Origin of the sequence: Moorella mulderi DSM 14980 (assembly GCF_001594015.1) — a bacterium.
In the GTDB taxonomy this organism is placed as follows: domain Bacteria; phylum Bacillota; class DSM-521; order Neomoorellales; family Neomoorellaceae; genus Neomoorella; species Neomoorella mulderi.
On record NZ_LTBC01000001.1, the window covers coordinates 514084 to 526452 of the forward strand.

Annotated in this window: 14 protein-coding genes; 11 read left to right on the forward strand and 3 right to left on the reverse strand. The window is 55.7% G+C overall.

What is annotated here, in order from left to right; translation table 11 throughout:
• Positions 1-193: 193 nt before the first annotated feature.
• A complete protein-coding gene (locus MOMUL_RS02710; RefSeq protein WP_062281144.1) occupies positions 194-1471 on the reverse strand; it encodes a DUF4830 domain-containing protein in 1278 nt (425 codons plus the stop codon).
• 208 nt (positions 1472-1679) lie between these two features.
• On the opposite strand from MOMUL_RS02710, the gene MOMUL_RS02715 reads away from it, so the two are divergent.
• The 5 genes from MOMUL_RS02715 (at position 1680) to MOMUL_RS02735 (ending at position 5603) form a co-directional block, all read left to right on the forward strand.
• Positions 1680-2006, forward strand: a complete 327-nt coding sequence (locus MOMUL_RS02715; protein ID WP_054937253.1) for a winged helix-turn-helix domain-containing protein — start codon at positions 1680-1682, stop codon at positions 2004-2006.
• 55 nt (positions 2007-2061) lie between these two features.
• The gene (locus MOMUL_RS02720) at positions 2062-2982 is read left to right on the forward strand and encodes an ABC transporter substrate-binding protein (RefSeq protein ID WP_062281147.1); all 921 of its coding nucleotides are present in this window, start codon (positions 2062-2064) and stop codon (positions 2980-2982) included.
• A gap of 16 nt (positions 2983-2998) precedes the next feature.
• Complete coding sequence (locus tag MOMUL_RS02725; protein ID WP_062281150.1) at positions 2999-3730, forward strand: ABC transporter permease; 732 nt, start codon at positions 2999-3001, stop codon at positions 3728-3730.
• Between the two features lie 37 nt (positions 3731-3767).
• Positions 3768-4838 carry an ABC transporter ATP-binding protein gene (locus MOMUL_RS02730; RefSeq protein WP_064774287.1) on the forward strand — a complete coding sequence of 357 codons (1071 nt, stop codon included), beginning with the start codon at positions 3768-3770 and terminating at the stop codon, positions 4836-4838.
• Between the two features lie 78 nt (positions 4839-4916).
• Positions 4917-5603, forward strand: coding sequence for a response regulator transcription factor (locus MOMUL_RS02735; RefSeq protein WP_064774288.1), 687 nt, complete (start codon positions 4917-4919; stop codon positions 5601-5603).
• Here the strand turns inward: MOMUL_RS02735 and MOMUL_RS02740 are convergent, their stop codons facing one another.
• Complete coding sequence (locus MOMUL_RS02740; protein WP_062281153.1) at positions 5604-5885, reverse strand: late competence development ComFB family protein; 282 nt, start codon at positions 5883-5885, stop codon at positions 5604-5606. It lies immediately after the preceding gene.
• Positions 5886-6117: 232 nt separating this feature from the next.
• On the opposite strand from MOMUL_RS02740, the gene ispE reads away from it, so the two are divergent.
• From ispE to MOMUL_RS02765, 5 genes are all read left to right on the forward strand, one after another.
• The gene (ispE, locus tag MOMUL_RS02745) at positions 6118-6975 is read left to right on the forward strand and encodes a 4-(cytidine 5'-diphospho)-2-C-methyl-D-erythritol kinase (protein WP_153018200.1); all 858 of its coding nucleotides are present in this window, start codon (positions 6118-6120) and stop codon (positions 6973-6975) included.
• 47 nt (positions 6976-7022) lie between these two features.
• Positions 7023-7721: a GntR family transcriptional regulator gene (locus tag MOMUL_RS02750; protein WP_054937452.1), complete on the forward strand. Its 699-nt coding sequence runs from the start codon at positions 7023-7025 to the stop codon at positions 7719-7721.
• Positions 7722-7735: 14 nt separating this feature from the next.
• Positions 7736-8470 carry a nucleotidyltransferase family protein gene (locus MOMUL_RS02755; RefSeq protein WP_062281155.1) on the forward strand — a complete coding sequence of 245 codons (735 nt, stop codon included), beginning with the start codon at positions 7736-7738 and terminating at the stop codon, positions 8468-8470.
• 81 nt (positions 8471-8551) lie between these two features.
• Positions 8552-9931 (forward strand): bifunctional UDP-N-acetylglucosamine diphosphorylase/glucosamine-1-phosphate N-acetyltransferase GlmU, encoded by a 1380-nt coding sequence (gene glmU, locus MOMUL_RS02760; protein ID WP_062281158.1) that lies wholly within the window; start codon positions 8552-8554, stop codon positions 9929-9931.
• Between the two features lie 68 nt (positions 9932-9999).
• Entirely contained in the window at positions 10000-10947 is a 948-nt protein-coding gene (locus tag MOMUL_RS02765; protein WP_054937448.1) for a ribose-phosphate diphosphokinase, read from the forward strand.
• Here MOMUL_RS02765 and MOMUL_RS02770 read toward each other — a convergent pair.
• Positions 10944-11606 carry a PRC-barrel domain-containing protein gene (locus tag MOMUL_RS02770; protein WP_062281161.1) on the reverse strand — a complete coding sequence of 221 codons (663 nt, stop codon included), beginning with the start codon at positions 11604-11606 and terminating at the stop codon, positions 10944-10946. The two genes, MOMUL_RS02765 and MOMUL_RS02770, sit on opposite strands and share 4 nt — an antisense overlap.
• A 103-nt stretch (positions 11607-11709) precedes the next feature.
• Between MOMUL_RS02770 and MOMUL_RS02775 the strand changes: the two genes are divergently transcribed.
• Entirely contained in the window at positions 11710-12336 is a 627-nt protein-coding gene (locus MOMUL_RS02775; protein WP_062281163.1) for a 50S ribosomal protein L25, read from the forward strand.
• The last annotated feature ends 33 nt before the right edge of the window (positions 12337-12369 follow it).

Consider the following 12369-nt stretch of genomic DNA (forward strand, 5'->3'; position numbering starts at 1 on the left):
TAATCTATCATTAGAAAAAAAAATGGTCAATACCAAGTATGCAATACACATAATACATATAAAATATAATAATAAGAATACAAAATAATTACACAAAAAACACCCGGGGAGGGGCAGTTCCCGGCTATACGATAGCCGGGAACATCCTGTCCGGATGCAAGCAAAAAACGGGTTTTCCTGAACCGGAAGCCTCTTAGGGCCCTGTACCTATATCATCAATGCGCCAGCCGGTGGTCGGGGTTTCCCGCCGCAGGGTAATAAAGCGAATCTGGCGGCCACTGTCGTAGCTGATGACACGCCGGACGTTGATGTCTACTTCCACCACGTATTTTTTAACATCCGCCTGCTCTGACGACGGATCGTGGTAGGGTTGGATACGGATCACCCTGGCCCGAGTGATGTTATTGATCTCGTCGGCATCATTGGTAGCGTAGGAATAATTATAGAGGCGGTTGTAGTCCATGTTGCGGAACAGGTAGCTTACCAGGCGCCGGCGAGTTTCAGTGGCATGAGCCGTCCGGGGATCCTTATGGTCAATGGCTTCATAATAGGTCTCAATAACCTTTTCCGGGGTCATCTGGCTAATTAACTTCTCCTGGGGGTTATCATGGTCGATATACTGGTCCACCCACTCGCCCCAGGTTTTGCCGGTGATTTCCTCCAGGCGCCGGCCTTTAAGGGAACAGGCAAAGGCGTGGTGCGGGCCGGCGTCCAGCCAGGCCCCAACTATTTTCTGGCCGTCTTTAACAATAACGGCCCGGTTGGCCTCCTGGCGGGGAGCCATAAAGGCCGGCAGGGGCTCTTCGATTTTATAAAGGTTGACGGTTACGTTTTTACCCAGGTAAGGGCTGAGATCGAGGCCCACATCCTTACTCAGTTCATTGTTATAGGCATAGTAAAGGGAAACGGGATATTCCCCGGATTCATGGACAAACCTTTCGGGGAGGCGGCCATTATAGCTTTTAATTTTATAGAAAATAGTCCACCCGTACTGTTTTAGAAAGGCGGCATCGGCCGGGTCGATGTCACTGGAGGCATCGGGGTATTTGGCCAGGGTAGTCAGTTTCACGGCAAATTCTGCCGGTACCTGGTGCCAGCCGTCTTCCAGTTCCAGGTAACCGGGGTTATTATCCTGGTGCCAGTAAGGATACTGCTTGCTGGTGACAGTTTCACCGTTCCTGGTGTATTTAAAGGCCAGATAGTCCCTGCTTCCATGCCAGGATTTAGGCGGCGGGTCAATTTTTGGCAGGGGACCGAGGAGACTTAAAAAGCGCTGGGACAGTTGCTTGTCGGTAAGGTTGATAACCTGGCGGGGTTCTTCACCTGCCTGCCGGGTTACATAAAACTCCAGGCCGGCAATCTGACCCTTAAATTCATTAAAGGTAGCAACTGCCTCCTTGCGGGTCTGGCAACCGCCCAGGTTCAGGATGATGAAAACAGCCGCTAGAAATATGGATAAACCTCTCCGCATATATATTCTCCTTTATTTAGAATACCTATCATAAATTATAGACGTATTTTCCCAAATTAAGGTTCCCCACCGGGAAATAAGAATTATACTTTACCTGGAGCTATTGTACACCCAAAGCCGGGAGGTGCAAATAGTTTTTTTACGATAAAAACCTTGACCGTGCTTTCTCGGAAATTTACAATTAAGTTAGTTGTCCGAGGTGGAGAGTATGCGGGTACGTTATAAATTCTGGCTGGAAGATGGCGAGCATGTTTTTGGTGAGGGCCTCTTTGAACTCCTGCAGGAGATTGACCGGCGGGGTTCCATTAACCAGGCCGCCCGGAGCCTCAACATGTCCTACCGCCAGGCCTGGGGCCAGTTAAAAAAAGCGGAAGGCCGGCTGGGGGAAAGGCTCCTCTCTACCCGGGTGGGGGGTGAGACGGGAGGCGGGGCAGAATTAACGCCCGCCGGGAAGTGGTTTTTGCAGCGTTACAGGCAATTTAGACGCGAGGCAGGGGAGGCCATCGAAGCAGCTTTTCAGCGTCACTTTAGTTAAAGCTCTTTTTTATACCACCGCTATGCTGGATCAAACATAATGAGGAGGGATACATATGAAAAAAATCAAGCAATGTATCGGAGCCTTACTCGCTTTGACTTTCCTCCTGGTAGTCGTGACAGGGGGTTGTGGCCGGGCTGCCAGGCAGGAAAACAACCAATCCGCTCCTGCATCCAGTAAGGATACTGCTAAAGTGCCGGCCAAAAAAGACCTGATTCTGGCAACCACTACCAGCACCATGGACAGCGGCTTACTCGACGTCCTGATCCCCATGTTTGAGCAAAAAACCGGCTATACCGTTAAGCCCAATGCCGTCGGCACGGGACAGGCCCTGGCCATGGGCGACCAGGGCAATGCCGATGTCTTGCTGGTTCACGCCCCGGAGGCTGAAATGGAGCTGGTGAAAAAAGGGACAGCCATTAACCGCCAGCTGGTCATGCATAATGATTTCATTATTGTTGGTCCACCAGGCGACCCGGCCGGGATTAAAGGGGCTAAAAAGGCAGTGGACGCTTTAAAGCAGATTGCCGCCAGACAGGCCATCTTTATCTCCCGGGGTGACGATTCCGGCACCCATAAGATGGAAAAAAACCTCTGGCAGGCAGCTAATATTAAACCGGAAGGCAAATGGTACCAGGAAGCCGGATCCGGCATGGGCCAGACCTTAAATATTGCTTCCGAAAAGGGTGGCTATACCCTCACGGACCGGGCCACTTACCTCTCCCTGAAGAAGAACCTCAAACTTGACATCATGGTGGAGGGGGAGAAAGCCTTGCTGAATATCTACCATGTCATGCAGGTAAACCCGGATAAATTCCCGGGGATGGCCATTAACAGCGAAGGGGCCAAAGCCTTTGTAGATTTCATGGTAGCCCCGGAGACGCAGCAGGTCATCGGCAACTTTGGCAAAGACAAATTCGGCCAGCCCCTCTTCTTCCCCGATGCCGGTAAAGATGAAAACACCCTGGGGCAATAGGAGGAGAACTTAACTGGTGGAAGCAGTCTGGCAGGGACTGGTACAGGCCTACTATCTACTAATCAGGTTGGACCCGGGGGTCATGGAAGTGGTAGCCCTGACCTTCAAGGTTTGTGGCCTGGCTACAGCCGTTAGCGTTTTCATAGGGGTCCCCCTGGGTACTTTCCTGGCCCTGAAGGAATTTCCCGGCCGGCGGCTGGTCATCAGCCTGGTCAATACCGGGATGGGCCTGCCGCCGGTGGTGGTCGGCCTCTGGGTGAGTTTCCTCCTCTGGCGCAGCGGTCCCCTGGGCCGGCTGGGGCTCATTTATACCCCGGCAGCCATGGTCATTGCCCAGGCCTTTATTGCTGCCCCCCTGGTTACCGGCCTGACCATGGCGGCCATCCAGCAATTACCGGCCAGGCTGAAAACCCAGGTCCTGGCCCTTGGGGCGTCACCGGGGCAACTGTACTGGACTCTGCTCAAAGAAGCCCGCCTGGGGATCCTGGCAGCCATCATTGCCGGTTTTGGTGGGGTTATTTCCGAGGTGGGAGCAGCTTCCATGGTTGGCGGCAATATCATGCACCAGACCCGGGTCCTGACGACGGCCACGGTAATGGAGGTGTCCAGGGGGCATTTTGATATTGCCATGGCCTTGAGCTTTATCCTCCTGGGCCTGGCCTTCAGCATTACGGCGGTCCTGACCGTTTTGCAGCAGAGGACGCGGGCTGTACCGGACGGTAGGAAAAAATTACTAAGGTTATTATAGAAGCTCAACTTGCTCCTTTGCCACGGGGGGAAGTTCAATGGGTATCAGCATCCGGGCTGAAGGACTGCGGGTCAGCAAGGGTGGGCGTGAGATTCTGGCGGTTGATAACCTGGAAATCGGGCGGGGAGAGGTCTGGGGTCTTATCGGCCCCAACGGTGCCGGCAAAAGTACCCTGCTCCAGGTCCTGGCCCTGTTGGAAGAGCCGGATACCGGTAACATTTTCTTTGACGGGCAAAAGATCGATTACCACCGGGCTTTATCCTGGCGCCGGCAGCTAGCGGTAGTTTTCCAGGAGGCATTATTACTGGATACTACAGTTTTTAACAACGTGGCTGTGGGCCTGCGTTTCCGGGGTATTCCCTGGCCGGTGGTAAAGGAACGGGTTGAACACTGGCTGGAGGTCCTCCGGATCAGCCACCTGGCGAGCCGGCCGGCACGGCGGCTTTCCGGCGGTGAAGCCCAGCGAGTCAGCCTGGCCAGGGCTTTTGTCCTGGAACCGAGGGTCCTTTTCCTGGATGAACCCTTTGCCACCCTGGATGCTCCCACCCGGGGCGCCCTGCTGGAAGAGTTGCACTTTATCCTGCGGGAGACGGGGATTACGGCTGTTTTTGTTACCCACGATTTTACCGAGCTGCCTTTCCTGGCGGACCAGGTGGCGGCCCTCCAGGGAGGACGAATTGTCCAGAGCGGTCGCCCGGAGACCATTCTCTGGCAGCCGGCCAGTGTGGAACTGGCAGCCTTTGTCGGCATTACCAATCTCCTGCCGGGTGAGGCACGCTTAAACGGCAGTGGGCCCGTCCAGGTCCGCCTCCAAGGGGGAGTGACCATTCTGGCCGGCACGCGCGTGGGTGGGCGGGTGGTAGCCTGCCTGCGGCCGGAAGAAATAATTATTCAGGGGGTAACTGCCGCTGAAGCCCCGGCTAACCGGTTGCGGGGGAGGATCAGGCACATCATCCCCCAGGGGGGCCAGTACCGGGTAGAAATTGACTGTGGCCTGCCTCTGGTGGCCCTGGCCGGAGCTTCCCAGCTGCGCCAGGGTTGCCTGCAGCCAGGCCGGGAAGTCCTGGCCACCTTCCCGCCGGAAGCCGTTCACCTGATTCCGGCGTAGCCATATATTTTATTGTATTGTTTACTAACTCTTGCAGGGTTTTAATTAACTACGCTATAATAGGCGCGGAAGGTGGTGATGGCACTGCCCAAGGTGCTGATTGTTGATGATGAGCCGGCAATCCTGGAACTGGTATCCTTTAACCTGCAACAGGCGGGTTTTACCACCGTCACGGCCAGTGATGGAGCGGAAGCCCTGCAAAAGGCGGCCGCAGAAAAGCCGGATCTTATTATTTTAGATGTAATGTTACCCCGGGTGGACGGCTTTGAAGTCTGCCGCAGCCTGAGGGCCAGAGGCAATACTCCCATCCTCATGCTGACGGCTCGGCGGGAAGAGGTAGACCGGGTCCTGGGGCTGGAGCTGGGCGCCGATGATTACCTGACCAAGCCCTTCAGTCCCCGGGAGCTGGTGGCCCGGGTACGCGCTATTTTACGCCGGGCGGCAGAAAACCAGCGCCAGCCGGACGATATTCTGGCCATCGGGGATGTGGTTATTAACCCGGCCAGCCATGTGGTCACGGTAAAGGGCAAGCCCGTAGACTTGACCCTGAAGGAGTACCAGCTGCTGCAATTGCTGGCGGAAAACCGGGGGCGGGTTTTCAGCCGGGAGGCACTACTGGAACGCCTCTGGGAAGGCGAATATTACGGCGACACGCGTACCATCGATGTCCATATCCGCCATTTGCGAGAAAAAATAGAAGAAAACCCCAGCAACCCGCGGTACATTCTTACCGTCCGCGGTGTGGGGTATAAATTTCGCGATTAATCAGCGCTCGTGACGGGGGGCTTTTTTGACCTTCATCAGGGCTTGGGTAAGAGCGCGGTAAATATCGGCCCGGTGCTGTGCTTCCAGCATGGCCAGTTTGGAGTAAATTACTCCCTTTTCCCGGACCACATAACGGGGCGGTAACTGGTTTAAAGCCAGGGCTACTATATCGTGGCGACAGCTGTCGCAGCGGCAGGCTTCCGGGTCCTGGGCCAGGACCTGGTCCAACAGCTCCCACACACAGTCCTCCATATAGTTCTTTAAAAAGAGTTCTCTGGCCATTGGTTTCTCCTTCCTCAGCTTGCAATTATGTATTTCTTTTTCAGCCTAAATATTCGCCTTAACCTTTTTCCTTCCTTCTTTTCCCCTGGATTTAAATATTGAAATATGGCGACTATTACTGGTATACCCGGCTATCGCTGCGGTGAGAATAGCTATAGCCGTCAAAAGAGGAATTAGCGTCTCAATGCCTAATATTACATTAGCAATAAAAAGTTTTAGGGAGATGCCTTTTTTGGATGCCCTGAAGGTGCCAGCCTATGGTAAAATAAATCTGACCCTGAAGGTCCTCGGCCGCCGGCCGGATGGTTTTCATAACTTAAGCACTATTTTCCAGGCCATTGCCCTGCAGGATACCCTAACCTTAAGCCGGTGCTATGAAGGAATTCACCTGGAGGTCAGGGGGGCACGTCTTTCGGCCGGTCCTGACAACCTGGTCTACCAGGCGGCGGCCTTACTCCAGCAGCGGTATGGTTTTCCGGGTGTGCGCATTAACCTGGAAAAGAGGATCCCCCTGGCGGCCGGCCTGGCCGGAGGCAGCAGCGATGCGGCGGCTACTTTACTGGGACTTAATTACCTGTATAACCTGGGCCTGACACCGGGGCAACTCGCCCGGGAAGGGGCCAAACTCGGGTCGGATGTACCTTTTTGCGTCCTGGGAGGTACGGCCCTGGGCCGGGGCCGGGGGGAAGATTTATCCCTTTTACCGCCGGCTCCCAGGCTCTGGCTGGTACTGGTGAAACCTCCCTTTGGCGTCAGCACGGCAGCCGTATACCAGGGCTGGGATGCCGCCCCCTCCCGGCAAAACCCGGAACCCCCTGATGAGGACAGGGCCCTGGCGGCCTTAAGGGCCGGGGACCGGGAGCAGCTTGTCAGGGCCCTGGGTAACGACCTGGAGATAGTTACCTGCCGGCTGTACCCGGAAGTGAAGGCCATTAAATTACGCCTGCTGGCTGCGGGAGCGGAACGGGCCATCCTGTGCGGCAGCGGCCCGGCGGTCTTTGGGGTGGCTCCCGACCGGCAGACGGCCGTTAGCATTGCTTCCCGGCTCCGGCAAACTTACCCGGAAACAATGGTAACCTGTACTTTATAGGAGGGGGCAGGTTATATTTGGTAAATGGCAATGGGAAAGGTGGTACAATGAAGAATCTGCTCAGTGGGAAGCTGGAAAACTACAAGCCCTTACGGGAAATAGTTTTTGAAGCTCTACGGGAAGCCATTATCAACGGCCAGTTGAAGGCCGGCGAAAGGCTCATGGAAGTCCAGCTGGCGGAAGAAATGGGTGTCAGCCGGACTCCCGTCAGGGAAGCAATTCGCAAGCTGGAGCTGGAAGGTTTTGTCGTCATGATCCCGCGCAAGGGAGCTTATGTAGCTGACCTTTCTACCAAAGATATTGCCGATGTTTTTGAGATTCGCTCCGCCTTGGAGTCCCTGGCGGCCGCCCTGGCCTGCGAACGCATTACGGAAGAAGAGTTAGACGAGCTGGAGCGCCTGTTAATAAAAGTGGCCGATTGTGTGGCAGCCGACGACCTGGAGACCCTGATTGAAGTTGACACCCAGTTCCATGATGTCCTGTACCGGGCCAGCCGCAATGACCGCCTGGTGCAAATTATTAATAACCTGCGGGAACAAATCCAGCGTTTTCGTACAACTTCCCTGGGAACGCCGGGCCGGATGCGGGAAACCCTGGAGGAACATAAACAACTGGTGGAGGCCATTACCGCCCGCAATGTAGAACTGGCCCAGCGCCTCGCCCAAGAACACATTGAAAATGCCGAGAACCGGATGATGGAGGCCATCAGGGAAGAAATGCGTTCCAGCAGCGGTAAAAAGGCATAAGGGAGGGGTTAAGGGTGGAGGTAGATGCTGTTATCCTCGCTGGGGATAAAGAAGGCCGGGCCCTGTTACCTGTTGGTTCCCGGCCCATGATTGCCTGGGTGGTGGAAGCCCTCCTGGCTTCGGGCCGTATCCGGCGCCTGGTTGTAGCCGGCCCGGCGGAACTGGCCCCGGCCCTTCCCAGTGATATCACCCTGGTGCCGGCCGGGAGGACGACGGTAGACAGCGCCTTGAACGGGGCGGCAGCCTTGCCGGCGTCCGAATGGCTGCTCCTGGTTACCGCCGACATTCCCCTCCTGAAACCCGAGGCAGTCAGGGATTTCCTGGACCGTTGCCGGGAACGACCGGCCGATTTTTATTACCCCATCGTCAGCCGGGAATGCAATGAGGCCAGCTACCCCGGCGTCAAGCGCACCTATGTCCGCCTGCGCGACGGTACCTTCACCGGCGGTAACATGGTTTTAATTAAGACTTCGGCCTTACTTACCTGCGCCCGCCGGGGCCAGGAACTGGTAAGATTGCGCAAAAGCCCCCTCGCATTGAGCCGGCTGATAGGCCTTAAATTTATAGTTAAGTTCTTAACCCACCGCCTGACCATTGCCGAAGCAGAAAAGCATTTCTCCCGCCTGCTGGGAGCCCGGGGGGTAGGGATAATCTCCCCGTACCCCGAAATCGGTATCGATGTCGATAAAGAGAGCGACCTGGAACTCGCCAGGAGGGTTCTGGGCAGTGGGCCGAAGGAGCCTTCGTAGAGGGCTAACATCCCCCACCACGAAACAATGAAATTTTAGGCAACACCATTTTTGGCAGAACTATGATTTGGAGGAGATCGTATGGCCGAAACGGTGGCCGTTATCCTGGCCGCCGGCCAGGGAAAACGGATGCATTCCCGGCTGCCTAAGGTGCTGCACCGGGTAGCCGGCCGCAGCCTCTTAGAACACGTCCTAGCGGCAACCAGGCAGGCTGGCATCGAAGATAATATCATTGTCATTGGCCACGGGGCTGAGGAAGTCAGAGCCGCCCTGGGCCCGGAGCAGAAATACGCCCTCCAGGAGCAGCAACTGGGTACCGGCCATGCCCTGGCCCAGGCCCGGCAGGCTGCAGGAGAAGCCGCTACCGTCCTGGTCCTTTGCGGTGATACCCCCCTGATCAGGCCGGCTACTTTAAGCGGGCTTTTACACCACCACCAGGCCACGGGAGCCACTGTTACAATCCTGTCGGCCAGAGTTGCTGATCCTACCGGCTACGGCCGCATTATTCGTGACGGGCAGGGGCAGGTAAAGGGTATAGTCGAAGAGAGGGATGCCACCCCGGCAGAGAAGGCAATTAATGAAATTAATACCGGTATTTATTGTTTTGCTGCTGCCTTTCTCTGGCCGGCCCTGGCCCGGTTAAAACCCGATAACGACCAGGGTGAATATTACCTTACCGACGTTGTGGCCCTGGCCGTAAGCCAGGAGCTCCTGGTCCAGACGCTGGTTGCGGGGGACGCCGAGGAGGTGCTGGGGGTCAATGACCGTGCCCAGCTGGCTGCAGCCGGAGCCGTTTGGCGACGCCGGATCAATACGGCCCTTATGCTTGACGGGGTAACAATCATTGACCCGGAAACAACTTATATAGATGTAACGGTGACAATTGGAAAGGATACCATTATATACCCGGGCACTTTCCTTGAGGGACATACTATTATTGGTGCCGGGTGTTGCCTGGGCCCGGGTACTACCATCCGGGACAGCCAGGTAGGTGATGGCAGTACCGTAATCCACGCCGTAGTCCTGGGGAGCACCATTGGCCCTGATTGCCAGGTAGGCCCCTTTGCTTATTTACGGCCGGGGACGGTCCTGGAAGCAGGCGTTAAGGTGGGAGACTTTGTCGAAATCAAGGCTTCGCGGATTGGCCGGGGTTCCAAGGTGCCGCACCTGACCTACCTGGGCGATGCCACCGTGGGAACGGGGGTAAATATAGGTGCCGGCACCATCACCTGTAATTACGACGGCCGGCAAAAGTGGCCGACCATTATTGAAGACGGGGCCTTTATTGGCAGCAATACCAACCTGGTCGCCCCCGTCAGGGTAGGGGCCGGGGCCCTGGTGGGTGCCGGGTCCACCATTACCAAGGATGTACCGGCCGGGGCCCTGGCCCTGGCCCGGGAAAGGCAGGTTAATTTACCCACCAGGGGTAAAAAAGATGACGAAAAAAGGCAGGAAAAATGATAAAAAAAGCGAAGTAAACACAGAGTTAAACCTTTTTCCCTGGAACCTGGAGGTTATTAAAAAAGAAAATGGAAACAGAAAGCGCACGTTTAAAAATCGTTACCGGCAATGCTAACCCGGAGCTGGCCCGGGAGATTGGCGCCTACCTGGGCGTACCCCTGGGAGCGGCCAAGGTTAAACGCTTCAGCGATGGTGAAATTAATATTGCCATCGATGAAAGCGTACGAGGGGAAGATGTTTTTGTCATCCAGCCTACCTGTGAGCCAGTCAATGACAACCTGATGGAGCTTTTAATCTTGATTGACGCTTTACGGCGGGCTTCGGCCTGGCGCATTACCGCCGTGGTACCCTATTATGGCTATGCCCGCCAGGAACGCAAGACCCGGGCCCGAGAACCTATCTCAGCCAAGCTGGTAGCCAACTTGATTACCGCTGCCGGAGCTGACCGGGTATTGACCATGGATCTCCATGCGGCGGCCATCCAGGGTTTCTTCGATATCCCGGTGGACCACCTGACGGCAGTGCCTATACTCGCCGATTATTTCAACAGCAAGGGTTTTGACCGGGCTGTAGTAGTCTCCCCGGACCTGGGGGGAGTAACCCGGGCGCGCAATTTTGCCGAACGCATCGGGGCGGAAATTGCCATCATCGACAAGCGGCGCCCGGCCCCCAATGTGGCTGAGATTATGAATCTGATCGGTGATGTTAAAAATAAAACGGTCATCATGATTGATGACCTCATCGATACGGCGGGGACCATTTGTCTCGGGGCCAGGGCTCTACTAGAGCATGGCGCCAGGGCCGTCTACGCCTGCTGTACCCACCCGGTACTTTCCGGGCCGGCCAGGGAACGCCTGGCGGCAGCGCCGCTGCAGGAAGTAGTCGTTTGTAACACTATTCCCGTACCGGAAAGCAAGGAAATAACCCGGTTACGTCGCCTTTCAGTAGCTCCCCTCCTGGGCGAAGCCATTATTCGCATCCACAAGGACCTGTCCGTCAGTAAACTTTTCGACTAGTTCATATCCCCCGTGGGCGGGTCGTCATTTTTTTTGCGGCCAAAGGGCAGGCGTTGCCGGTAACGGTTGAAGGCCTCAGTTGCCCTGTGGGTAATCCCGCCAGCGACCTCGAGGGCTTTGCCGGCGCTGGCGATGGTTTCCTGCCATTTGACGTTTAACAGGCCCCCGGGTTTCTGCAGGGATTCTTCAGCCCCTGCCCTGGCTATCAGGGCGTCCCGGCCGCAGGTGATGATTTGGGCAGTTTCCAGGCTCCTGGTTCCATGGAGGAGGCCGCTTTTAATATCCAGGTAATAAATCTTGCCGTCCTGGGGGTCGAAGCGAAAGTCATCTACGGTACCCAGGACGGTACCTTCCTCCGTAATAACCCTGGCACCAAGCAGGGGGAGGGGATGTTTGGCCAGGGCCTCCAGTTCCGGCAGGGAACTTAATTTTACCACGGCACTGGCCTGGTCTACGGTGACGGCATGGTTACCGACGCTTTTGACATGGCTGTAAGGGATTACAGGCTGTTCCTTAAACCATCCTTTACGGTCTACGGTGAAAGCAGCAATGGCCATTCTTTGCTGGTCAATTAAGAGGCGTTTGATGCGCCCCAGCTGGTGGCCATCGGCCAGGCTGACTACGGGCATCCCCATGAGCTTCTTGCTGGTATAAAACATCCTTGCTCACCTCCCGGCTTATAACATGCTTATTCAGCCGGGAAGGGGTTTATGCTGTTTCCAGGTAGGCTAAACTTAAATATAGTGAAAGGAGTTGGGATTGATGCAAGTCCAGACACTGGTAGTAGAAGTGCGGCCTGACACTGGTAAACAGTTGGCCCGGCGCTTACGCCGGCAGGGGAAATTACCCGGGGTTATTTATGGGAAAAAAGCAGGTAATATACCTCTGGCCATTCCCCTTAAAGAACTGGAACGGATTCTCACCCGGGAAGGGGAAAATGCTTTACTTAAGGTTATAGTGACCGGGAACGGGAAAGAAAAAGAATTTGCCGCGGTAATCAGGGAGGTCCAGCGTCACCCCATCAAAGGTGTAATCACCCACGCGGACCTTTACCAGATTTCCCTGGATGAAAAAATCAGAGCTACTGTACCGGTCATCCTGGAAGGGGAAGCTAAAGGTGTTGAACAAGGCGGCATCCTCCAGTACGGCCTGCGGGAGGTGGAGGTCGAGGGCCTGCCCGCCGACCTGCCGGAGGGCATAACTGTTGATATCAGTAACCTTGGCGTGGGAGAACACCTGGCGGTGGCCGACCTTAAAGCGCCGCCGGGAGTAAAAATCCTTTCCGAACCGGAGGCGGTAATCGCCACGGTGGTAACTACCCGGGCCGTGGAAGCAGAAGAAGGCGCTGCGACGCCGGCGGGAGAAGGAGAAACGCCGGCAGCAGAATAAGCCGGTGAAGATAACTAGAGTTGGGGGCGCTAA